Source organism: Streptomyces sp. NPDC031132, from assembly GCF_055570595.1.
Window position 1 is genome coordinate 61,387 of the sequence record NZ_JBVIGX010000018.1, and the last position, 22,012, is coordinate 83,398.

Genomic DNA, 22,012 nt, shown 5'->3' on the forward strand with positions numbered 1-22,012 from the left:
TACGCCACGGGCCTGACTACCGGACGGTAACCGGGTTCACACCCAGGACACTGTCCGTTCCTCGGACAATGGATTGGACAAGCCTCGTGGGGTCGAACGCATGATGGCTTCACGCGCCCGCGTCGTACGTACCAAAAGGAGTCACCGTGAGGGTCGGAATCGTCGGAGCCACCGGACAGGTCGGCGGAGTCATGCGCGGCATCCTCGCCGAGCGCAAGTTCCCGGTGGACGAGCTGCGGCTGTTCGCCTCGGCCCGTTCCGCGGGCTCGACCCTCGAGTGGGAGGGCAAGGAGATCACCATCGAGGACGCCTCCACGGCCGACTACTCCGGCCTGGACATCGTGCTCTTCTCCGCGGGCGGCTCGACGTCCAAGGCCCTCGCCGAGAAGGTCGCCTCCCAGGGTGCGGTCGTGATCGACAACTCCTCCGCGTGGCGCCGCGACCCCGACGTGCCCCTCGTCGTCTCCGAAGTGAACCCGCACGCGATCAAGAACCGCCCCAAGGGCATCATCGCGAACCCGAACTGCACCACCATGGCCGCGATGCCGGTGCTGCGCCCGCTGCACGAGGAGGCCGGGCTGACCGCGATGGTCGCCACCACCTACCAGGCCGTCTCCGGCTCGGGCCTGGCCGGCGTCGCCGAGCTCAAGGGCCAGGCGTGCGCGGTCTCCGAGGCCGCCGACCAGCTGACCTTCGACGGCGGCGCCGTGGACTTCCCGGAGCCGACCGTCTACAAGCGCCCCATCGCGTACAACGTGGTCCCGCTCGCGGGCAACCTGGTCGACGACGGCTCCTTCGAGACCGATGAGGAGCAGAAGCTCCGCAACGAGTCCCGCAAGATCCTGGAGATCCCGGAGCTCAAGGTCTCCGGTACCTGCGTGCGCGTGCCGGTCTTCGCCGGCCACTCCCTCCAGGTCAATGCCCGCTTCGCGAACCCGATCAGCGTGGAGCGCGCGTACGAGCTGCTCAAGGACGCCCCGGGCGTCGAGCTCTCGGAGATCCCGACCCCGCTGCAGGCGGCCGGCAAGGACGCCTCGTACGTGGGCCGCATCCGCGCCGACGAGACGGTCGAGAACGGCCTCGCGCTGTTCCTCTCGAACGACAACCTGCGCAAGGGCGCGGCCCTGAACGCGGTCCAGATCGCCGAGCTCGTCGCCGAGGAACTGCGCGGCTGAGCGTCCGGCCACGCAAAAAGGGGCGGCACCGGCCGGTGCCGCCCCTTTTTGCGTTCCCGCCGGCCGTCGGCCGTCAGGGCCTGCGGGCCTCGAAGAGGAAGCAGCCGAACTCGACGGCGCGGACGTGCACGAGGGCGACGTCCGGGTCGGCGAAGGCCTCCGCCAGCGCCTCCTCCAGCGTCGCGTCCGGCTCCTCGCCGAGGGTCAGGGCGCGCCCGCCGAGGATGCGGCCCCCGGCGTCGTAGCGGCGCGCCGTGCGCAGGGCCCCGGTCTGGGCGAAGGGGTACCCGGAGCCCTCGGCCGGCCCGCCGCAGTCGGCGGCGTGGATGAACACCGGGCCCTGCTCGTCGTACGCGCCCGGGTCGGCGCCGGTCTCGGCGGCCCAGCGGCGCAGCGGCGCGTACGAGACGAGGGCGATCCGCTCCCCGGGGTGGCTGCGGCGCAGGCAGCAGCGCAGCGGGGCGCCGCCCTCGGGGTCCTCGTACGGCAGGCAGGGCCGGCCGGCGTCGTCACGGACGCGCAGGCCGGCGAGGGCGGCGGGGGCGAGGGGGCGTACGCCGTGGAGCGCCGGCCGGGGCTTCGAATGTGTGGTCATGGCGTCCAGGGTGCCCGCCCGGACGCGGCGAAGCTGGCGGAAATCGGACGCCGCGTTTCGCCCGTGGATTACTCCCGGGCGTCTGGTCTGCGCCACGTGGAAGGATGGCGGGGCAACGTCACCATCGAAGGAGATGAACGCGTGCCTGGCACGAATCTGACCCGTGAAGAGGCTCAGCAGCGGGCGAAGCTGCTCAGCGTCGACTCGTACGAGATCGACCTCGACCTGAGCGGGGCGCAGGAGGGCGGCACGTACCCCTCCGTGACCACCGTGCGCTTCCAGTCCGCCGAGGCGGGCGCGGAGACCTTCATCGACCTGGTCGCTCCGGCCGTGCACGAGGTCGTCCTGAACGGCAAGTCGCTGGACGTGGCCGAGGTCTTCCGGGACTCGCGCATCGCGCTGAAGCACCTCGCGGCCGGGGCCAACGAGCTGAAGGTCGTCGCGGACTGCGCGTACACCAACACGGGCGAGGGCCTGCACCGCTTCGTCGACCCGGTCGACCAGCAGGCCTACCTGTACACCCAGTTCGAGGTGCCGGACGCGCGGCGCGTGTTCGCCAGCTTCGAGCAGCCCGACCTGAAGGCCACGTTCCGGTTCACCGTGACGGCCCCCGAGGGCTGGACGGTCATCTCGAACTCCCCGACGCCGGACGCCGCGGACGTCAAGGACAACGTCTGGCGCTTCGAGCCGACCCCGCGCATCTCCACGTACATCACGGCGCTGATCGTCGGCCCGTACCACGCGGTGCACAGCTCGTACGAGGGCCCGAACGGCCAGTCGGTGCCGCTCGGCATCTACTGCCGGCCGTCGCTCGCCGAGTTCCTGGACGCCGAGGCGATCTTCGCCGTCACGCGCCAGGGCTTCGACTGGTTCCAGGAGAAGTTCGCGTACGACTACCCGTTCGCCAAGTACGACCAGCTCTTCGTCCCCGAGTTCAACGCGGGCGCGATGGAGAACGCGGGCGCGGTCACCATCCGCGACCAGTACGTCTTCCGCTCGAAGGTGACGGACGCGGCGTACGAGGGCCGTGCCGAGACGATCCTCCACGAGCTCGCGCACATGTGGTTCGGCGACCTGGTCACCATGGAGTGGTGGAACGACCTGTGGCTGAACGAGTCGTTCGCGACGTACACCTCGATCGCCTGCCAGGCGTACGCCGAGGGCACGAAGTGGCCGCAGGCGTGGACGACCTTCGCCAACTCGATGAAGACCTGGGCGTACCGGCAGGACCAGCTGCCGTCCACGCACCCGATCATGGCCGACATCCGTGACCTGGACGACGTCCTGGTCAACTTCGACGGCATCACGTACGCCAAGGGCGCCTCGGTGCTCAAGCAGCTCGTCGCCTACGTGGGCATGGACGCCTTCTTCAAGGGCGTGCAGGCGTACTTCAAGGCGCACGCGTTCGGGAACACGCGCCTGTCGGACCTGCTGGGCGCCCTCGAGGAGACCTCCGGCCGCGACCTGACCACCTGGTCGAAGGCATGGCTGGAGACGGCCGGCATCAACATCCTGCGCCCCGCGATCGAGACGGACGCGGCCGGGAACATCACCGCGTTCGCGGTGCGCCAGGAGGCTCCGGCACTGCCTGCGGGCGCCAAGGGCGAGCCGACGCTCCGGCCGCACCGGATCGCGATCGGCCTGTACGACCTGGACGGCGGCAAGCTCGTCCGTACGGACCGGATCGAGCTGGACATCGACGGCGAGCTGACGGAGGTGCCGGAGCTGGTCGGCCGGGCCCGTCCGGCGGTCGTCCTCCTGAACGACGACGACCTGTCGTACGCCAAGGTCCGCCTGGACGAGGTCTCCCTCGCCAACGTCACCGCGCACCTGGGCGACTTCACCGAGTCGCTGCCGCGGGCGCTGTGCTGGGCCTCGGCGTGGGACATGACCCGCGACGGCGAACTGGCCACGCGCGACTACCTCGCCCTCGTCCTGTCGGGCATCGGCAAGGAGTCGGACATCGGCGTCGTCCAGTCGCTGCACCGGCAGGTGAAGCTGGCCGTCGACCTGTACGCCGACCCGGCGTGGCGGGAGCAGGGCCTGGCGACCTGGACCGACGCGACGCTGGAGCACCTGCGCGGCGCCGAGCCGGGCAGCGACCACCAGCTGGCATGGGCCCGCGCGTTCGCGGCCACGGCCCGCACCGAGGGGCAGCTGACCTACCTGTCCGCGCTGCTGGACGGTGCGGCGGAGGTCGAGGGCCTGGTCGTCGACACCGAGCTGCGGTGGGCGTTCCTGGAGCGCCTGGTCGCCACGGGTGTGCTGGACGAGCCGGCCATCGCGGCGGAGCTGGAGCGCGACCGTACGGCGGCGGGCGAGCGCCACGCGGCCACCGCGCGGGCCGCGCGTCCGACGGCGGAGGCCAAGGCCGAGGCGTGGGCCTCGGTGGTGGACTCGGCGGACCTGCCGAACGCGGTGCAGGAGGCCGTGATCGGCGGCTTCGTCCAGACCGACCAGCGCGAGCTGCTGGCCCCGTACACCGAGAAGTACTTCGCGGTGATCAAGGGGATCTGGGAGAACCGCAGCCACGAGATCGCGCAGCAGATCGCGGTGGGCCTGTACCCGGCCCTGCAGGTCTCCCCGGAGACCCTGGCGGCGACGGACGCGTGGCTGGCCTCGGCGCAGCCGAACGCGGCCCTGCGCCGCCTGGTCTCGGAGTCCCGCTCGGGCGTGGAACGCGCCCTGAAGGCCCAGTCCGCGGACGCGGCCTCCGCCTCGGCCTGACGCCACCCCGGTGGGCCCGCCGAGCACGTTCGGCGGGCCCACCGGGCACGGGGCCCGAAGAGCACGGGGGCCCGAAGGGCTAGGGGGCCGCGGCGGCTTCGCGGAGAGCGGCCAGTGCGTGCGCCACCGCCGGCGCGGACTCCGAGCCGCGGCGCGTGGCCGCGATGACGTGCCGGGTCGGCCGGTCGCGGGTCAGGACCCGCACCGTCACCCCCGAGGCCCGGCTCGACACCATGCGCGGGACCAGCGCCACGCCCATTCCGGCCTCCACCATCGCCAGGATCGCGGTCCAGCCGGACGCCGAGTGCGCCTGTTCCGGGACGAAGCCGGCCGCCTCGCAGGCGTTGCGGGCGATCTCCTGCCACGGCCCGCTGCCCCCGTAGATCCACGGGTCGCCGGACAGGTCCGCCAGCCGCAGGGTCGGAGCCTGCGCCAGCGGGTGGTCCGGCGGGAGGGCCACGTCCAGGGGGTCCTCCATCAGCGTCAGCCGGGTGAACCTCGGGTCCCGGGCCGTCGGGGCATGGGCCGCCAGTGAGAGGGCAAGGTCGACCGCCCCGGCGGACAGCAGCTCGTACGACTCCGCCGCCTCGGTCTCCCGTACCCGTACCTCCACCCCCGGGTGGCTCCGCCGCAGCGCCGCCACCGCCGGGACCACCAGCACCGGCACGGCCGTGGAGAACGCCCCGATCCGGACCTCCCCCGCATCCCCGGCCAGGTACCCGGCCAGCTCGGCATCCGCCCGCTCCAGCTGCGCGAACACCGCCTCCGCATGCCGCAGTACGAGGTGCGCGGCATCCGTGAGCCGGACCCGGCGCCCCTGCGCCTCCAGCAGCGGAACCCCCAGCTGCCGTGCGAGATTGGTCAGCTGCTGCGAAACGGCCGAGGGCGTCATGTGCAGCGCCTCGGCCGTCGCGGTCACGGTCCCCCGGTCGGCCAGGGTCCGCAGGATCCGCAGCTTCTTGATGTCCCACTCGGTCATGGGACCGAACCTACCGCCGGGCTCCCAAGCCCACGCCGCCCAGGATCAGCGCCATGCAGAGCAGCTGCGCCGGGCCCGTCCGCTCACCGAGCAGCAGGAGGCCGAGGCCGGCGACGCACACCGGCTGGAGGTAGTAGACGACCCCTGCCCGGGCCGCGCCGATGAGCGAAACGGCCTTGTTCCAGGCGAAGAAGGCGACGGCGGAGGACATGACGCCGACGTAGAGCAGCATGCCGCCGGTCCCCGCGGTGACCTCGAAGCCGCCCTGGACGGTGACGGACACCGCGTACACGGGGGCCAGCATGAGCGCGCCGAGCACGAAGGTGGTGATCAGGAAGGCCGGTCCGCCGAGCTCGGCGGGCTTGCGCCTCAGCAGCGCGCTGTACGTGGCGAACGACAGGGCGGCGGCGAACATCCACAGGTCGCCGGCCCCGAAGTCGAAACCGAGCGAGCCGTCCCCGACGAGCAGCAGCACACCGAACGCGGCGAGCAGCAGTCCGAAGGTGCGCCGGGCGCCGAGCCGTTCGCCGCCGAGGCGGGCGTACAGCGCCATGACGACGGGCGAGGCGGCCATGATCATGCCCATGTTGGAGGCGGAGGTGGTCAGTCCGGCCTGGTGCACGAGCGTGTTGTACAGGGCGACGCCGAACAGCGAGGCGAGGGCGATGAAGCCGAGGTGCCGGCGGATCAGTTCCCGCTGCTGCCAGGCCTGCCGGGCCGCGAAGGGGGCGACGGCGAGGGTGGCGATGATCCAGCGCCAGAACACGGCCTGGACGGGCGGGACGGCGTCGGCCATCCCCCGGGTGGCGACGAAGCTGCCGGACCAGACGACCGTGGCGACCAGGGCGAGGAGTACGCCGAGCCCGGCGGACCCCTTCTTCGCCCGGATGCCCGGCGTGTGCTGCGCGACGGTACGGACCCGGTCCATGACGGCCACGGTGTATCTCCCCCTCGGGTGCTGGTCGGACGGTCTGTCCGTCCGGCATGGATCTACCGTCGCACCGAGCCATCCGTCAGGTCCATCGAAATGTTTCGATCATTCTGTTCAGCAGAACTGAACGATTCCGTCGGGGCCGGGGCGGCCGCGAACAGCTGGCCCGCGACGGTGGCGCCGAAGGCGATCCCCATGCCCACGAGTTGGACGGGCGACAGTGCCTGCCCGAGGGCCGCCCAGCCGATCACGGCCGCGCTGAGCGGGGAGAGCGGGCCGAGCAGGGTGACCGAGGTGGCGGTGAGCCGGCCGATGCCGCGGAACCAGAGCCAGTACGCGACGCCGGTGTTGATCAGCATCATGTAGCCGTAGCCGAGGAGGGCGTTGCCGTCGAGCGCGGGCGGCGCCCCCTCGAGCAGGGCCGCGACGGGGATGATGACCAGGCCGCCCGCGGTGAGCTGCCAGCCGGCCACGGCCAGCGGGCCGACCCCGTCCGGGCGCCCCCAGCGCTTGGTCATGACCGTGCCCGCGGCCATGGAGGCGGAGGAGACGACACCGGCGACGATGCCGACGAGGTCCAGCCGGGCCTCGGCGGTCAGGACGACCATGCTCACGCCGAACGCCCCCGTGACGGCGGCGAGGACGGTCCGCAGCCGCGCCCGCTCCCCCAGGACGAGGGCGGCGAGTCCGACGACGAACAGCGGTCCGGCGGAGCCGAGTACGGCCGCCACCCCGCCGGGCAGCCGGTAGGCGGAGAGGAACAGCAGCGGGAAGAAGGCGCCGATGTTGAGCGTGCCCAGGACGGCGGACTTCCACCACCACTGCCCGCTCGGGAGTCTGCGGGACAGGGCCGTGAGCAGCAGGCCGGCGGGCAGGGCCCGCATCACCGCGGTGAACAGGGGCCGGTCGGGCGGGAGCAGTTCGGTGGTCACGGCGTAGGTCGAGCCCCAGGAGACCGGGGCGAGGGCGGTCACGGCGACGGTGGCGAAACGGTTCATGACAGGGGACTCCTCGGACGGATGAGGAACTCGGGACGAGCGGAGCCGGACCACCGGCGGGCGGCTCAGGCAGCCGGGGTCTGCGCCGGGGCAGCCGGGGTCCGCGCCCCGGCGGCGACCACCACGGCCGGAGGCTCGGCGTACACGGCCTCGGTCGGCAGCCGCCGCTCCAGCCGGACCAGCGCCAGCGCGGCGCCGGCCGCGGCGGCGGCGAGGACGGCCCAGGGCAGGCGGCCGTCGACGGAGAGCAGGGCGGTGAAGAGGGAGGGGGCCAGCGCGGTGGCCAGCGAGTAGGACAGCTGGTAGGTGGCGAGGTAGCGGCCTCGTACGGCTGCCGGCGCGGCGGAGACCGACAGGGCCCCGCCGGACGGGCTGTGCACCAGCTCGCCGAGGGTGTAGACGACGACGATGGCCAGCAGGGCGACCAGGGTCGCGGTCTGCCCGGGTCGCAGGGTGCCGAGCACGATCTGCCCGACGAAGGCGGCGGCGAAGAGCAGTGCCCCGAGGGCGGCCGAGCGGGTGCGGCGGGCCCCCGAGCGGCGGACCCGGCTCGCGACGAGCACGCCGATCCCGGCGCACAGGGCGGTGTTGACGGTGAACGCGGCTCCGGTGAGGGAGTCGGGCCCGTGCAGCCAGGTGGCGATGTACAGCGGGAAGAGCACGGACAGGGCCGCGTAGCCCAGTGCGGTCAGGAAGTTGGCGGCGGTCAGCGCGAGGAAGGGCCGGTCGCGCAGGACCATCCGGTATCCGGCGGCCGGCCGCTCGGCGGTGGAGCCCGCCCCGTCGCGCACCGGGCGGACCCGGCGCACGAGCAGTCCGGCGAGCGCGAAGGCGAGCGCGTTGCCCCAGGCGGTGTACGTGAAGGCGGCGGTTCCCCACAGCGCCAGCACTCCGGAGACGATCAGGGCTCCGGCCCCCATCCCGGCGTTCTGCAGGGCCCGCAGCGAGGCCTGGAGCCGGTCCCGGGCGCCGCCGCGCGCCACTTCCCCGATCAGGGACTGCTGGACGGCGGGGAAGGACCGGTCGGCCAGGGCGGTGACGAGCGCGACGGCGGCGAAGGCGGGCAGCGAGCCGGCGAACGGGTAGAGGGCGAAGCCGAGCGCCCGCAGCGCGTAGAGGACCAGGACGGTCCGCCGGGCGCCGAACCGGTCGACGGCCGAGCCGGCCAGCGGCATGAAGGCCAGTCCGGCCAGGCCGGTGGCGGTCATGACCACGCCGACGAGGGCGAAGGAGAGGCCGGTGACGTGGTGGAAGAAGACGAGGGAGAACGGGACGTACATGCCGATCCCGACCGCGCTGACACCGACGCCGACGAGCAGGGGCCGCTCCCCCGCCACCCTTGCTTCCTTGGCCATGGCCACTGTTCCTCCCCCGAAGTAGATTGCTGGAAAGTAGCTTACCCCTAAGCTACTTTCCGTCAAGCAACTTTCTTGCGAACGATCGGAGGAAGGCCGGATACTGCGCGCATGACCGAGGCCAAGAAGGACGCCGTCGACGCGATCATCGACCAGTGGGCTGCAGTGCGGCCGGACCTGGAAACCGCCCCCATGGCCGTCTTCGGCCGCATTTACCGGATCTCCCGGGCCATGGGCGACGCGGTGGAGAAGACCTACGCCCGCTACGGGATCTCGCGCGGCGAGTTCGACGTCATCGGCACGCTGCGCCGCTCCGGCGCCCCGTACACCCTCTCGCCGCGCCAGCTGTCGGCCACGCTCATGCTCACGACGGGCGGCATGACCGGGCGCCTGGACAAACTGGAGAAGGCCGGGCTGCTCTGCCGCAAGCCCGATCCGCACGACCGGCGGGGGCTGCAGGTGACGATCACCGACCGCGGGCTCGCCCTCGTCGACGAGGCCGTCGCCGCCGGCCTGGAGGTGCAGCGCGCCGCACTCACCGGGCTCGGCGACGAGGAGGTCGCCGTCCTGACGGGCCTGCTCCGCAAGCTGATGGCCGGCGTCTAGCGGGCGGTCAGGAAGGGCCCGGCCGGCGTCTGGCGGGCGTCAAGAAGCGCCCGGCCGGCGTCCGGCGGGCGTCAAAAAGCGCCCGGCCGGCGTCCGGAACGCACAACGGGACGCCGGGGGTCCGCACCGACGCCTTCACGGCACCGGCCTGCGGACCCCCGGCGCCCCGGAAGTCTCTGACGGGTACTACCCCCCGCGGGGTCAGCCCTGCGTCTGCGGCCTGTCCGACTTGTCGAGGACCATCACGAGGCCCGCGATGATCAGGAACAGCAGGATCGGCAGGCCGACGTACAGACCGAGGGTCTGGGCAACGTTCAGGCCCTTGCCCGGGTCGTCGCCGTCGTCATGGGTCACCGCGAGCGCGGGCGACGTCATCAGCAGCATCATCAGCGTCGATCCGGCCGTGACGGCGCCGGCGCGCAGAGCGTTCTTCTTGTCCACGGTGCAAACGTAGCGAACACCTAAACGAGGCGCGCGCCCGGGGGTGCCGTACGGGAACCCGCCCCCTCCCGCACCGCGGCCAGCAGGGCATTCGCCCGGGGCGAGGCGGCCAGCGCCTCCAGGGTCAGCGGCCGTCCCGCGGCGTCGGCGACCGGCAGCCGCCAATTGGGGTACTGGTCCCAGGTTCCCGGCAGGTTCTGCGGCCGCCGGTCCCCGACCGCGTCCGGCAGCCATACGCCGACCAGCCGGGCGGGGGTGCGCAGCAGGAAGCCGTACAGGGCCCGTACGGCGGCCTCCTCGCCCTTGGTGTCCAGGCCGAGCCCCTCCAGCACGTCCAGCCACTGGGCGGTGTCCGCGGCGTCCTGGGCCCGCTCCTCCTCCACCGGGCGGGTCAGCAGGCCGAGCCGGTCGCGCAGTTCGACGTGGCCGCCGGCCAGTTTGGCGGCGGTGGGCGGCAGGTCGTGGGTGGTGGCGGTGGCCAGGCAGTCGGCCCGCCAGGCCTCCGGGGCGAGCGGCTGTCCGTCGCCCGCCCAGTCCCGTTCGAACCAGAGCACGGAGGTGCCGAGCACCCCGCGCCGCGCCAGCGCCCGGCGGACCCGCGGCTCCACCGTCCCCAGGTCCTCGCCGATGACCAGGGCCCCGGCCCGGTGGGCCTCGAGCACCAGGACCGCGAGCATCGCCTCGCCGTCGTACGAGACGTACGCGCCGTCGGCGGGCGGGGCGCCCTCCGGGATCCACCAGAGCCGGAACAGACCCATGACGTGGTCGATGCGCAGGGCGCCCGCGTAGCGGAACACCCCGCGCAGCAGGGCCCGCAGCGGCGCGTAGCCGGTGGCCTCCAGCCGGTCGGGCCGCCACGGCGGCAGCCCCCAGTCCTGGCCGCGGGCGTTGAAGGCGTCCGGCGGGGCGCCGACGCACACGCCGTCCGCGTAGAGGGGCGGGCCGGCGGTGTCCGAGCCCTTCGGGTGCACCCCGACGGCCAGGTCGTGCACGATGCCGACCGTCATCCCGGCCTCGCGGGCGGCGCTCTGGGCCGCGGCGAGCTGGGTGACCGTCAGCCAGACCAGCCAGCGGTGGAAGTCGGCCCCGCTTCTCGGGTCGTCGTCGGCGTGCTCGGCGCACCAGGCGGCGTGCCGGTCCAGCGCCTCGCCCTGTTCGGCGCAGAACTCCCGGTAGGCGGCCTCCCGTCCGGGCGTGCGCGGGACCGCGTACAGCAGTTCCAGGGCGGCGCGCTTGAGGGCCCAGACGGCGTCGCGGTCGATCAGCGCCCCCTTCTCCAGGACCGCGCGGCGCAGCTCCCCGCCCCGGGCGGCGAGTTCGGCGAGGGCGCCCGGATCGGGGCAGTCGGCGTACTCGGGTACGTCCTCGATCCGCAGGTGCACCGGGTCGGGGAAGCGGCGTGTGGAGGGCCGGTACGGGGAGGGGTCGGACGGGACCCCGGGCACGGCCGCGTGCAGCGGGTTGACCTGGATGAACCCGACTGCGTGGGTACGGCCGGCCCAGCGGGCGAGCGCGGCCAGGTCGCCGAGGTCGCCCATGCCCCAGGAGTGCTCGGAGAGCAGGGAGTACAGCTGGACGAGCAGCCCGTGGGCCCGCTCGGGCGCGGCCGGGGCCCGCTCCGGGGCCACGATCAGGGTGGCGGCCCCGGTGCGGCCGTCGGGGGTCTCGGCGGCGAGGCGGTGGACGCCGAGCGGCAGTCCGGGGCCCCACGCGAGCTCCTCCCCCGTCTCTTCGGCGGCCACCCGCACCCGGGTGCCCGGCGGCAGCCCGGCGGGCTCCGGCGGCACGGGTTCCCCCTGCCAGAGCACCACCGTCCGCGGCAGCAGCCGCTCGGCCTCCTCCCGTACGGCGTCCTCGGCGCGCACCCGGACGTCCTCGGCGTCGTCGGCGACGACCCCCAACAGCCCGAGGAGCGCCTTGACGGTGGCCTCCGGGACCGGGACGGTGACGTCCTCGGCGGGCCGGTAGGTGGTGGCGATGCCGTGCAGGGCCGCGAGCCGGGCGAGGTCGTCCATGTGAATACCTGTGTCCCTGTGTCTAGTCGCCTGCGGCAGCGGCCGCGGCGGGTGGGGTCGGCTCGCTGGTCAGCGGGGCCTCGTCGGTGAGCGGGGGCTCGCTGGTCAGCGGCGCGTGGGCGGCACCGGCGAGCGGGGGCTCGCTGGTGAGGGGTCCTTCGGCGGGCCCGGCCTGCGCGGGCAGGTGGGCGAGCAGCGGGGTGTGCCGCGGTGCGGCGGGGGTGTGCGGGGTGCCGGTTGCGGTGTCCACGGGCGGTTGCTCCTTTGTCCGTACGAGGTGTGAGGGTGGGTCAGGGGTCATGGAACACCGCCGGGAACATCGCAGCCATACCCCGCGGGCAGCGCCGCAATTCCTGCGTATCCAGGTCAGAACGCCCGCCCGCATTGACACTCCGGCCGCACGGGTGGTGGGCTCGGGGTCATTCGTACGGGCGGGTGACGACTCGGGACGGGGAGGCTCCGTGCAGCTCAGGGGCAGGAAGCGGGCGACTGCGGCGGCGGTGGCGGTCATCGGGACGCTGCTGGGCGGCGGGGTGTTCGCCGGTCCGCCCGCCGCATTCGCGGCGCCGAGCGCGCCGGCCCTCCCGGGGCCGGACCCGACGGCCGGACCTGCCACGGGGACCGCGCCCGGACATGCGAACGGACCTGCTGCCGGGCCTGCCGCCGCGCCCGCTGCCGGCCCCTCCGCCGGGCCGGGTGCCGATCCCGCGACGGGGCTGGCTCCTGGGCCCGCGTTCGACCCGGGCTCCGACGCTCCGCGAGCGGCCGCCGAGGGGCCGGCCGTGTGGCCGCGGCCGCAGTCGATGACCGCCGACGCGGCGCGCGAGGTCCCGCTGGGCCCCGAGGCCGTGCTGGTGGCGGCACCGGACGCCGATCCGTACGCGATCGGGCTGGTCCGCACCGCCCTGCGCGCGGCGGGCGTACGGACCCTGCACGAACCGGCTCCCGGGGCGCCGCTGCCCGAACGGGGCACCGTCGTACGGCTGCAGGGCCCCGACGCGCAGGAGGCCCTGCGGGCGCTGGGCGCGGCCCCGGCGGCCGGGGCTGCGGAGCTGCCGAACGGGGGCTACCGGCTGGCCGTCGGCAAGGCCGCGGGCCGGGACACGGTCGCGCTGGCCGGCGTCGGGGAGGACGGGCTGTTCCACGCGGCGCAGACGCTGCGCCAGCTGCTGGCCCCGGTCGGAGCGGGCGGCGGGAAGGTGCCCGGGGTGGTGGTGCGGGACTGGCCGACCGCGCCCGTACGCGGGATCACCGAGGGGTTCTACGGGCAGCCGTGGACACAGGACCAGCGGCTCGCACAGCTGGACTTCATGGGCCGGACCAAGCAGAACCGGCTCCTGCTCGCGCCCGGCGACGATCCGTACCGTACGACCGGCTGGCGGGAGGACTACCCGGCGGCGCAGCAAGCCGAGTTCCGGGCGCTGGCCGAGCGGGCCCGCGCCAACCGGGTGGTGCTGGCCTGGGCGGTGGCCCCGGGGCAGTCGATGTGCCTGGCCTCGGCGGCCGACCGGGCGGCGCTGGCGCGCAAGCTGGACGCGATGTGGGACCTGGGCTTCCGGGCGTTCCAGGTGCAGTTCCAGGACGTCAGCTACACCGAGTGGGGCTGCCGGGCGGACCGGGTGCGGTACGGAACGGGCCCGGCGGCGGCCGCGAAGGCGCACGCGGAGGTCGCGGGCGAGCTGGCGGCGCACCTGGCCGCGCGGCATCCGGGCGCGGCGCCGCTGTCGCTGATGCCGACGGAGTACCACCAGAAGGGCGCGACCGCGTACCGGACCGCCCTGGCGAGCCGGCTCGACGGGCGGGTGGAGGTCGCCTGGACGGGCGTGGGCGTGGTGCCGCGCGCGATCACCGGGAAGGAACTCGAGGGGGCGCGCAGCGCCTTCGGGCAGCACCCGCTCGTCACGATGGACAACTACCCGGTCAACGACTGGGACCCGGGCCGGGTCTTCCTCGGCCCGTACACGGGCCGGGAGCCGGCGGTGGCGGGCGGCTCGGCGGCCCTGCTGGCCAATGCGATGCAGCAGGGCACCCTGGCGCGGATCCCGCTGTTCACGGCCGCCGACTTCGCGTGGAACGCGAACGGCTACCGGCCGGGCGAGTCCTGGGCGGCGGCGGTCTCCGACCTGGCCGGGCCGGACCAGGCGGCCCGCCGGTCCCTGGCGGCGCTGGCCGGGAACACGGCCTCCTCGGGCCTCGGCCACCAGGAGTCGGCGTACCTGCGCCCGCTGGTGGACGAGTTCTGGCGCAGCCGCGGCTCGGGCGACCCGGCGGCCGGTGACCGGCTGCGGGCGGCGTTCACGGCCCTGCGGGAGGCGCCCGAGCGGCTGCCCGGGCTGTCGGACGAGGCCGGGCCGTGGCTGGCGCGGCTGTCGGCGTACGGAACGGCGGGCGAGCTGGCGGTGGACCTCCTGCGGGCCCAGTCCCGCGGGGACGGGGCGGCGGCGTGGAAGGCCTCGCAGGAACTGTCGGCGGCCCGCAAGGCGCTGGCCGAGCCGGGCACCGCCCGGCTGGACCAGACCGTACTGGACCCCTTCCTCGCGCAGGCGGTGGCGGAGGCGGACGCGTGGACGGGAGCGGCCCGCCGGCCGGGCACCGTGTCGCAGGAGCCGGACTCGTACACGGTCCAGCTGGACACGGTGCGGCCGGTGTCGGTGGTGACCGTGATGACGGACCCGCTGCCGCCGGGGGTCCGGGGCGCGGCGGTGGAGGCGCACGTGCCGGGCGAGGGCTGGCGCAAGGTCGCGGAGGCCTCGGCGTCGGGCTGGACGCAGGCGGACGTCGGCGGTCTGGGTGCGGACGCGGTGCGGTTGTCGTGGGCGGGGCCGGCTCCGGCGGTCCACCAGGTGGTGCCGTGGCTGGCGGACGGGCCGTCGGCCTCCTTCGAACTGCCGGAGGCCGTGGACGTGGAGATCGGCGGGGCCGCGCAGGTGGTGCCGGGCCGGCTGTCGGCGCTGAGCGCCGGCGGGGCCCGGGGCCCGCTCTCGGCGGCGGCGCCGCAGGGGGTCGAGGTGAAACTCCCCGCGGAAGCCGCGGCTCCCCGGGGTACGCGGGTCACGGTCCCGGTGTCGGTGACGGTCCCGGCGGGCACCCCGGCGGGCAGCTACCCGGTGCCGGTCACGTTCGCGGGCCAGACCCGGACGCTGACCGTCCGGGCGGTCCCGCGTACGGGCGGGCCGGACCTGTTGCGCTCGGCGCGGGCCTCGTCGTCGGGGGACGAGACGCCGGCGTTCCCGGCCTCGGCGGCGGTGGACGGCTCCGCGACCACGCGGTGGTCGTCCAAGCCGGTGGACGGCGCGTGGTGGCAGGCGGAGCTCCCGGCGGCGGCGCGGATCGGCAAGCTGGTCCTGCACTGGCAGGAGGCGTACCCGTCGGCGTACCGGGTGGAGACCTCCCCGGACGGCGTCACCTGGCACCCGGCGGCGAGGGTGGCGGCATCCCGCGGCGGCCTGGAGACGGTCCGCCTGGACGCCCCGGCCCCGGCCCGCTTCGTCCGCGTCACCTGCGAGAAGCGCGCGACCCGCTTCGGCTGCAGCCTCTTCGCGGCGGAGGCCTACGCGGTCACGCCGTAGGGGCCCCGGCCCGGAGGCCGCGGCCCCGCGGCCCGGGATTCAGGAGGCTGCCGCGCCGATGCGGTCCAGGGCGTCCTCGGCGCCGTACGGCTGGAGGTACGGCATCCAGCGCGGATCCCGGTGGCCCGTGCCGATGATCCGCCAGGCCAGCCCCGACGGCGGAGCCGGCTGGTGCCGCAGCCGCCAGCCCAGCTCCAGCAGGTGCCGGTCCGCCTTGACGTGGTTGCACCGCCGGCATGCGGCGACCACGTTGTCCCACGCGTGCTGCCCGCCCCGGCTGCGCGGGATCACGTGGTCGACACTGGTCGCGACCCCGCCGCAGTACATGCAGCGGCCGCCGTCGCGGGCGAACAGCGCGCGGCGGGTGAGTGGAACGGGCCCCCGGTAGGGGACCCGCACGAAACGCTTGAGCCGGACCACGCTGGGCGCGGGGACGACTCTCGTCGCGCTGTGCAGAAAGGCGCCGGATTCCTCCAGGGAGACAGCTTTGTTCTCCAGGACGAGGACGAGCGCGCGGCGGAGCGGTACGACGCCGAGCGGCTCGTACGACGCATTGAGGACCAGGACGTGCGGCACGGACTGCCTCCTTGTACGCCGGCGGCGCGTGGCTCGCGCCGGGACGATCTGCTCTCCAGTCTCTCCTTACGGCTGGTCGAAGCGCCACCACGCGCCCGTAACGGGTCCGAGGTGTTTTCAACCACACCCGCTTCATCCCCAGGTGAGTCTGGTCTCTCCCTCGAACACGGCAACGGGGTCACACGAATGCCCCGTTAGTGTGGTTGGTCTGTCCCGCACACCCCTTCCGCGGGCGGACCGCTACACCTGGAGGTTCCCGTCGTGCCCTGGCCTGCCGCCCTGCTGCCCCTGGCAGCCGACAACCCGGACCCGGCCGCTTCGGTCAAGGAAGCCCACGAGAGCGTCACGAACGCCGCCAGCTTCATCGAGGAGAACTGGGCCGGATGGCTGTACCTCGGCCTGAAGATCCTGCTGATCCTGGTGATCGCCGCAGCCCTGCGCTCGCTGGTCCGCAAGTCGCTGACCAAGCTGATAACGCGGATGAACCGGGGCGCCGAAGCCGTTGAGGGCATGGCACTCGGCGGGCTCCTCGTCAACGCGGAGCGCCGGCGGCAGCGCTCCGAGGCGATCGGTTCGGTCCTGCGTTCGGTGGCCTCGTTCCTGATCCTCGGCACGGCCGGGCTGATGGTGCTCGGCGCCCTGGGCATCAACCTCGGTCCGCTGCTCGCGAGTGCCGGTGTGGCCGGTGTGGCGATCGGTTTCGGTGCGCGGAACCTGGTGACCGACTTCCTGTCCGGCGTGTTCATGATCCTCGAGGACCAGTACGGCGTCGGCGACAAGATCGACGCGGGGGTGGCCTCCGGCGAGGTCGTCGAGGTCGGCCTCCGCGTCACCAAGCTGCGCGGGGACAACGGCGAGATCTGGTACGTCCGCAACGGCGAGATCAAGCGGATCGGCAACCTCAGCCAGGGCTGGGCGACCGCGGGCGTGGCCGTCCAGGTCAAGCCGTCGGAGAGCCTCACCCGTGTCCGCGAGGTGGTCAAGCACGTCGCCGACGGTCTGGCCAAGGAGTCCCCGTGGGACGAGCGGCTGTGGGGCCCGGTGGAGGTGCTGGGCCTGGACGAGGTGCTGCTGGCGTCGATGACGGTGAAGATCTCCGCGAAGACGATGCCGGGCCAGCAGTTCGCCGTGGAGCGCGAGCTGCGCTGGCGGATCAAGGAGGCCTTCGACGAGGCCGGTATCCGGATCATCGGCGGTCTGCCGGCCGCCGACGGCGAGGACGAGGCCCCGGCCGACCCCTCGGCCACGGTGGCGCCCCCGTCGGCGCTCGCGAACCCGGCCTCCCCGCAGTCCCTGGCCACCGCCCCGATCCCGGCGCCGGCCTCCGCCACCCCCCGGATCAGCAAGTAGCCCCACCCCTCCCCTTTATCGCTCCCGCACCACACCGCTGCCCCCGCAGGTTCATTTCTGCGGGGGCAGCGGCATTGACACGGCTCAAACACCGATAGGAAACTTACCTAACAGTTCCCATCACGGCGTGAGCCGACGACGGAGAGAGCGCTCATGACCGGCACCACCCCCGGAACGCCCAGCCTGCTGCGCGTCATGAACGACCGCGCGGCGCTGGACCTGCTGCTGGAGCACGGCCCCCTGTCCCGCACCCGGATCGGCCGGCTCACCGGGCTCTCCAAGCCCACCGCCTCCCAGCTGCTGGCCCGCCTCGAAGCCGCCGGGCTGGTCGTGGCCACCGGCACCGACGGCGGCCGCCCCGGACCCAACGCCCAGCTGTACGGGGTCAACCCGCGCGCCGCCCACGTCGCCGGACTGGACGTCACCCCGGGCGGCATCGTCGCGGCCGTCGCCGATCTCACCGGCGAGGTCATCGGCAGCCACGAGCTCCCGTACGCCGAGGGCGCCGGGGCCGTCGACCGGGTCACCCGGGCCCTCGGCGGGGCCGTCAAGGACGCCGGGCTCGAGCGTTCCGACATCCACCGCGCCGTCATCGCCACCCCCGGGTCCTTCGACCCCCGCACCGGGGTGCTGCGCTACGCCGAGCACCTCCCCGGCTGGCACTCCCCCACCCTCCTCGAGGAGCTGGCGGCGGCCCTGCCGATGCCGGTCGGGTACGAGAACGACGTGAACCTCGCCGCGGTCGCCGAGCAGCGCCTCGGCGCGGCCCGCGGCCACGGGGACTTCGTCCTGCTGTGGAACGAGGAGGGCCTCGGCGCCGCCCTGGTGCTCGGCGGCCGGCTGCACCGCGGCTGGACCGGCGGCGCGGGGGAGGTCGGGTTCCTGCCCGTGTCGGGCCACCCCCTGGTCCGGCAGGTCACCCGGGTCAACTCCGGCGGCTACCAGGCCCTGGCCGGTATGGAGGTGGTGCCCGGGATGGCGGCCGCGCTGGGCATCGGGATGCCGCCCGGGGCCGATGCGGGGGCGCCGGTCGCCGCGGCGGTCGCGCTGCTGGCGCAGGCCGCGGGGGATCCCGAGGGGGCGAACCTGCGCTTCCTGCAGCAGTACGCCACCGCACTGGCCACCGGTCTGGCCGCGCTGGTCGCCGTACTGGACCCCGAGATCGTGGTGCTCTCCGGCGCGGTGACCGCCGCCGGCGGGGACGTGCTGCGCGAGCTCGTCGAGGCCGAGCTCGCCGATCTGGCCCCCTCCCGGCCCCGCCTGGTGTCGGGCACGGTGCGCGAGCGGCCCGTGCTGCGCGGAGCGCTCGAGAGCGCCCTCGCCGCCACCCGCGACGAGGTCTTCGACACCTCGCGCCGCTGACCGGCCCGGGCCGGGCACGGCCCGCTTTCCCGGACGTACGACCAGCACCTCCGGCCCCATCGACTCTCCCTGCCCCTCGCTTGTCCGGCGCCACCGGCACCACCGCGTCACCGAAGCCCGTCGTCGCATCCCCTGGCACACCTCCGGAAGTTCCTCCCGCAGAGAGCGAGCACCGCCATGCCCAGAAACCGCCGCCTGACCGCCGTGGCCACCGCCGTCGCCGCGATATCCGTCCTGGCCACCGCGTGTACGGGCCAGAGCGGCAGCGCGGCCGCCGACGACCCGGACAAGGAGGTCACGCTCAACTTCTGGCACGGCTGGTCCGCGCCGAGCGAGGCCAAGGCGATCGAGGAGAACATCGCCCGGTTCGAGAAGGCGCACCCGAACATCAAGGTCAAGGTCACGGGCAACATGACCGACGACAAGATCAACCAGGCGCTCCGGGCCGGCGGGGACAAGGCCCCCGACGTGGTCTCCTCCTTCACCACCGACAGCGTCGGCAAGTTCTGCAACTCCGGCGCCTTCGCCGACCTGAACCCCTTCCTGCAGAAGTCGGGAGTCGACAAGGCGAAGGTCTTTCCCAAAACCCTGCTGGAATACACCCAGTTCAACGGCAACCAGTGCACGCTGCCGCTGCTGAACGACGCGTACGGCCTCGTCTACAACAAGGACGCCTTCAAGGCCGCGGGCATCACCGAACCCCCGAAGACCTGGAGCCAGTTCACCGAGGTCGCGCAGAAGCTGACCAAGTCCCACGGGGACTCGTACGACCAGCTCGGCATCATGCCGACCTACCACGGCTACGAGACCACCCCCATGCGCCTGGCCGCGCAGTGGAGCCCGAAGTACTTCGGCGCCGACGGGAAGTCGAACCTGGCCGAGGACCCGGGCTTCGCGAGCATGCTGAGCGCGCAGAAGGACCTGGTGGCCAAGCTCGGCGGCTACGAGAAGCTCGAGAAGTTCCGCAGCACCTTCGGTGACGAGTGGAGCGCCGAGCACCCCTTCCACAAGGGCCAGGTCGCCATGCAGATCGACGGCGAGTGGCGGGCCGCGATGGCCAAGGAGGCCGGGGTCACGTTCGAGATCGGGACCGCACCGCTGCCGGTGCCGGACGACCAGGTCGCCGACTACGGCAAGGGCTACCTCTCCGGCACGATCATGGGCATCGCCTCGGGCAGCAAGAAGCAGAACGCCTCCTGGGAGCTGGTGAAGTACATGACCACGGACACCGAGGCGGTCGTGGCGTTCGCCAACGCCATCCACAACGTGCCCTCCACCCTGGCCGCCCTGGAGTCCCCGAACCTCCAGGTCACCCCGGAGTTCAAGACCTTCCTCGACATCGCCCGGCACCCGAGGTCGAACACCACCCCGGCCCAGGCCGACGGCGGCACCTACCAGCTGACCTTCCAGGACCTCGCGTACGCGGTCGAGAAGGGCGACGTCGCCGACATCCCGGCCGGCCTCGCCAAGACCGACCAGCAGATCGACACGGACATCGCGAAGGCGAAGTAGCCCGCGATGACCGCCCCGCTGCCGAGCACAGGCACCCTACCCACCGCCCCCGCCCTGCGGGCGAAGCGACGGCGGTCCGCCCTGCGGACCGCGGCCTTCATGTCGCCCTGGCTGATCGGGTTCGCCGTCTTCTTCGCGTACCCCCTCGTCTCCACCGTGTACTTCTCGTTCACGAAGTACGACGGCTTCCGCCCGCCCGTCTTCAACGGCGTGGACAACTGGACGTACGTCTTCTCGGACTATCCGCTGTTCTGGCCGGCCATGCGCAACACCCTGTGGCTGGTCGTGGTGATGGTCGCCGGCCGCGTCGTCTTCGGCCTCGGCATCGGCCTGCTCATCACGAAGATCAAGACGGGGGCGGGGATCTTCCGGACCCTGTTCTACCTGCCGTACCTGGCCCCGCCGGTGGCCGCGACCCTGGCCTTCGTCTTCCTGCTCAACCCCGGCACCGGCCCGGTCAACACCCTGCTGGAGGGGGCCGGCCTGCCCGCCCCCGGCTGGTTCACCGACGCCGACTGGTCCAAGCCGGCGCTGACCCTGCTTGCCCTGTGGGGGATCGGCGACCTGATGGTCATCTTCATGGCCGCACTGCTCGACGTACCGAAGGAGCAGTACGAGGCCGCCGAGCTGGACGGGGCCGGCCCCTGGCAGCGGTTCCGGCACATCACCCTGCCGAACATCTCGCCGATCATCCTCTTCGCGGTGGTCACCGGGGTCATCCAGGCCATGCAGGCCTACACGCAGCCCCTGGTGGCCGGGAAGGTCGCCGCGGGTGTCATCGGCGGCTCGGGCCAGCAGTTCGAGCCGGGCTACCCCGACAAGTCCACGCTGACCCTCCCCCAGGTCGTCTACAACGTCGGTTTCCAGCGCTTCGACTACGGCACCGCGTGTGTCGTCGCGCTGGTCCTCTTCGCCCTCTCCATGGCCTTCACCGCACTGCTGATGCGCCGCCGTGGCGGGCTGATCGGAGCAGGTGACTGAGCATGCGACGAAACCGCAAGGCCGTCCTGCACTGGGTCGGGGTCCACGCCCTCGGCGTCGCGGCCGCCCTGTTCTTCGTCCTCCCGTTCGTCTTCCTCCTCCTGACCTCCCTGATGAGCGACCAGCAGGCGCTGACCCGCGACCTGGTGCCCGACACCTGGGAATGGGGCAACTACGCCAAGGTCTGGGACACCCCCGGCTTCCTGACCTGGTGGCGCAACACCCTGCTGTACGCCGGGCTGGGCACACTGCTGACCGTGGTCTCCTCGGTGCCCGTCGCGTACGCCCTCGCCAAGTTCCGCTTCCACGGGCGGCGGCTCTCGCTGCTGCTGGTGATCGCCATGATGATGCTGCCGCCGCAGGTGGTGGTCATCCCGATGTACCTCTTCTGGGCGAAGCAACTGGACCTGTCCGGCACCCTGTGGCCGCTGATCATCCCGATGGCGTTCGGCGACGCGTTCTCCATCTTCCTGCTCCGCCAGTTCCTGCTGACGATCCCCGACGAGTACCTGGACGCGGCCAAGGTCGACGGCTGCGGCGAGGTCCGCACCCTGCTGCGCGTCGTCGTGCCGATGGCCAAGCCGGGCATCGCCGCCGTCGCGCTGTTCCAGTTCTTCTGCGCCTGGAACGACTACTTCGGCCCGCAGATCTACGCCTCGGACAACCCCGCCGCCTGGACCCTCAGTTACGGACTGGAGTCCTTCAAGGGGGCGCACCACACCAACTGGAACCTCACCATGGCCGCAACCGTGCTGGTCATGGCGCCGGTGATCGTCCTCTTCTTCTTCGCCCAGAAGGCGTTCGTCGAGGGCGTCACCCTGACGGGAGTGAAAGGCTAGT

Annotated in this window: 18 protein-coding genes; 9 read left to right on the plus strand and 9 right to left on the minus strand. The window is 73.1% G+C overall.

Features of this window, described 5'->3' with window-relative positions:
- Window positions 1–146 precede the first annotated feature (146 nt).
- Entirely contained in the window at window positions 147–1,175 is a 1,029-nt protein-coding gene (locus ACZ49B_RS24820) for an aspartate-semialdehyde dehydrogenase (protein WP_468309706.1), read from the plus strand.
- Window positions 1,176–1,248: 73 nt separating this feature from the next.
- On the opposite strand, the gene ACZ49B_RS24825 is transcribed toward ACZ49B_RS24820, so the two are convergent.
- Window positions 1,249–1,770: a DUF1203 domain-containing protein gene (locus tag ACZ49B_RS24825; protein WP_468309709.1), complete on the minus strand. Its 522-nt coding sequence runs from the start codon at window positions 1,768–1,770 to the stop codon at window positions 1,249–1,251.
- Between the two features lie 141 nt (window positions 1,771–1,911).
- Here ACZ49B_RS24825 and pepN point away from each other — a divergent pair, with 141 nt between their 5' ends.
- Complete coding sequence (pepN, locus tag ACZ49B_RS24830) at window positions 1,912–4,497, plus strand: aminopeptidase N (protein WP_468309711.1); 2,586 nt, start codon at window positions 1,912–1,914, stop codon at window positions 4,495–4,497.
- Between the two features lie 79 nt (window positions 4,498–4,576).
- On the opposite strand, the gene ACZ49B_RS24835 is transcribed toward pepN, so the two are convergent.
- From ACZ49B_RS24835 to ACZ49B_RS24850, 4 genes are all read right to left on the minus strand, one after another.
- The gene (locus ACZ49B_RS24835; protein WP_468309713.1) at window positions 4,577–5,476 is read right to left on the minus strand and encodes a LysR family transcriptional regulator; all 900 of its coding nucleotides are present in this window, start codon (window positions 5,474–5,476) and stop codon (window positions 4,577–4,579) included.
- A 10-nt stretch (window positions 5,477–5,486) separates the two neighbouring features.
- Complete coding sequence (locus tag ACZ49B_RS24840; RefSeq protein WP_468309716.1) at window positions 5,487–6,413, minus strand: DMT family transporter; 927 nt, start codon at window positions 6,411–6,413, stop codon at window positions 5,487–5,489.
- Window positions 6,414–6,466: 53 nt separating this feature from the next.
- Entirely contained in the window at window positions 6,467–7,405 is a 939-nt protein-coding gene (locus tag ACZ49B_RS24845; protein WP_468309719.1) for an EamA family transporter, read from the minus strand.
- Between the two features lie 65 nt (window positions 7,406–7,470).
- A complete protein-coding gene (locus ACZ49B_RS24850) occupies window positions 7,471–8,760 on the minus strand; it encodes an MFS transporter (RefSeq protein WP_468309721.1) in 1,290 nt (429 codons plus the stop codon).
- 111 nt (window positions 8,761–8,871) lie between these two features.
- Here ACZ49B_RS24850 and ACZ49B_RS24855 point away from each other — a divergent pair, with 111 nt between their 5' ends.
- Window positions 8,872–9,366, plus strand: a complete 495-nt coding sequence (locus tag ACZ49B_RS24855; protein WP_468309724.1) for a MarR family winged helix-turn-helix transcriptional regulator — start codon at window positions 8,872–8,874, stop codon at window positions 9,364–9,366.
- A gap of 201 nt (window positions 9,367–9,567) precedes the next feature.
- On the opposite strand, the gene ACZ49B_RS24860 is transcribed toward ACZ49B_RS24855, so the two are convergent.
- From ACZ49B_RS24860 to ACZ49B_RS24870, 3 genes are read right to left on the minus strand one after another with little or no spacing between them, the layout of a single operon-like run.
- Complete coding sequence (locus tag ACZ49B_RS24860; protein ID WP_468309727.1) at window positions 9,568–9,807, minus strand: hypothetical protein; 240 nt, start codon at window positions 9,805–9,807, stop codon at window positions 9,568–9,570.
- A gap of 20 nt (window positions 9,808–9,827) precedes the next feature.
- Entirely contained in the window at window positions 9,828–11,822 is a 1,995-nt protein-coding gene (locus tag ACZ49B_RS24865) for a 4-alpha-glucanotransferase (RefSeq protein ID WP_468309730.1), read from the minus strand.
- Window positions 11,823–11,844: 22 nt separating this feature from the next.
- Window positions 11,845–12,072 (minus strand): hypothetical protein, encoded by a 228-nt coding sequence (locus ACZ49B_RS24870; protein WP_468309733.1) that lies wholly within the window; start codon window positions 12,070–12,072, stop codon window positions 11,845–11,847.
- A gap of 211 nt (window positions 12,073–12,283) precedes the next feature.
- Here ACZ49B_RS24870 and ACZ49B_RS24875 point away from each other — a divergent pair, with 211 nt between their 5' ends.
- Window positions 12,284–15,391 (plus strand): beta-N-acetylglucosaminidase domain-containing protein, encoded by a 3,108-nt coding sequence (locus ACZ49B_RS24875; RefSeq protein ID WP_468309736.1) that lies wholly within the window; start codon window positions 12,284–12,286, stop codon window positions 15,389–15,391.
- A gap of 39 nt (window positions 15,392–15,430) precedes the next feature.
- Here the strand turns inward: ACZ49B_RS24875 and ACZ49B_RS24880 are convergent, their stop codons facing one another.
- Entirely contained in the window at window positions 15,431–15,967 is a 537-nt protein-coding gene (locus ACZ49B_RS24880; protein WP_266667001.1) for an HNH endonuclease, read from the minus strand.
- A gap of 261 nt (window positions 15,968–16,228) precedes the next feature.
- On the opposite strand from ACZ49B_RS24880, the gene ACZ49B_RS24885 reads away from it, so the two are divergent.
- The 5 genes from ACZ49B_RS24885 to ACZ49B_RS24905 all read left to right on the plus strand — a co-directional run bounded on the left by ACZ49B_RS24885 (window position 16,229) and on the right by ACZ49B_RS24905 (window position 22,011).
- Window positions 16,229–17,317: a mechanosensitive ion channel family protein gene (locus ACZ49B_RS24885; RefSeq protein WP_468309740.1), complete on the plus strand. Its 1,089-nt coding sequence runs from the start codon at window positions 16,229–16,231 to the stop codon at window positions 17,315–17,317.
- Between the two features lie 153 nt (window positions 17,318–17,470).
- Window positions 17,471–18,679 (plus strand): ROK family transcriptional regulator, encoded by a 1,209-nt coding sequence (locus tag ACZ49B_RS24890; protein ID WP_468309743.1) that lies wholly within the window; start codon window positions 17,471–17,473, stop codon window positions 18,677–18,679.
- A 177-nt stretch (window positions 18,680–18,856) separates the two neighbouring features.
- Window positions 18,857–20,191, plus strand: a complete 1,335-nt coding sequence (locus ACZ49B_RS24895; RefSeq protein ID WP_468309745.1) for an ABC transporter substrate-binding protein — start codon at window positions 18,857–18,859, stop codon at window positions 20,189–20,191.
- 6 nt (window positions 20,192–20,197) lie between these two features.
- Complete coding sequence (locus tag ACZ49B_RS24900; RefSeq protein ID WP_468309748.1) at window positions 20,198–21,172, plus strand: carbohydrate ABC transporter permease; 975 nt, start codon at window positions 20,198–20,200, stop codon at window positions 21,170–21,172.
- A 2-nt stretch (window positions 21,173–21,174) separates the two neighbouring features.
- The gene (locus ACZ49B_RS24905) at window positions 21,175–22,011 is read left to right on the plus strand and encodes a carbohydrate ABC transporter permease (protein WP_468309751.1); all 837 of its coding nucleotides are present in this window, start codon (window positions 21,175–21,177) and stop codon (window positions 22,009–22,011) included.
- Window position 22,012 lies beyond the last annotated feature (1 nt).

What these genes read in the sequence shown, in the direction of transcription:
- ACZ49B_RS24825 (WP_468309709.1), bottom strand. Translation starts at nt 1,770, where the DNA reads ATGACCACACATTCGAAGCCCCGGCCGGCGCTCCACGGCGTACGCCCC.
- ACZ49B_RS24835 (WP_468309713.1), bottom strand. Translation starts at nt 5,476, where the DNA reads ATGACCGAGTGGGACATCAAGAAGCTGCGGATCCTGCGGACCCTGGCC.
- ACZ49B_RS24845 (WP_468309719.1), bottom strand. Translation starts at nt 7,405, where the DNA reads ATGAACCGTTTCGCCACCGTCGCCGTGACCGCCCTCGCCCCGGTCTCC.
- ACZ49B_RS24850 (WP_468309721.1), bottom strand. Translation starts at nt 8,760, where the DNA reads ATGGCCAAGGAAGCAAGGGTGGCGGGGGAGCGGCCCCTGCTCGTCGGC.
- ACZ49B_RS24855 (WP_468309724.1), top strand. Translation starts at nt 8,872, where the DNA reads ATGACCGAGGCCAAGAAGGACGCCGTCGACGCGATCATCGACCAGTGG.
- ACZ49B_RS24865 (WP_468309730.1), bottom strand. Translation starts at nt 11,822, where the DNA reads ATGGACGACCTCGCCCGGCTCGCGGCCCTGCACGGCATCGCCACCACC.
- ACZ49B_RS24890 (WP_468309743.1), top strand. Translation starts at nt 17,471, where the DNA reads ATGACCGGCACCACCCCCGGAACGCCCAGCCTGCTGCGCGTCATGAAC.
- ACZ49B_RS24895 (WP_468309745.1), top strand. Translation starts at nt 18,857, where the DNA reads ATGCCCAGAAACCGCCGCCTGACCGCCGTGGCCACCGCCGTCGCCGCG.
- ACZ49B_RS24900 (WP_468309748.1), top strand. Translation starts at nt 20,198, where the DNA reads ATGACCGCCCCGCTGCCGAGCACAGGCACCCTACCCACCGCCCCCGCC.
- ACZ49B_RS24905 (WP_468309751.1), top strand. Translation starts at nt 21,175, where the DNA reads ATGCGACGAAACCGCAAGGCCGTCCTGCACTGGGTCGGGGTCCACGCC.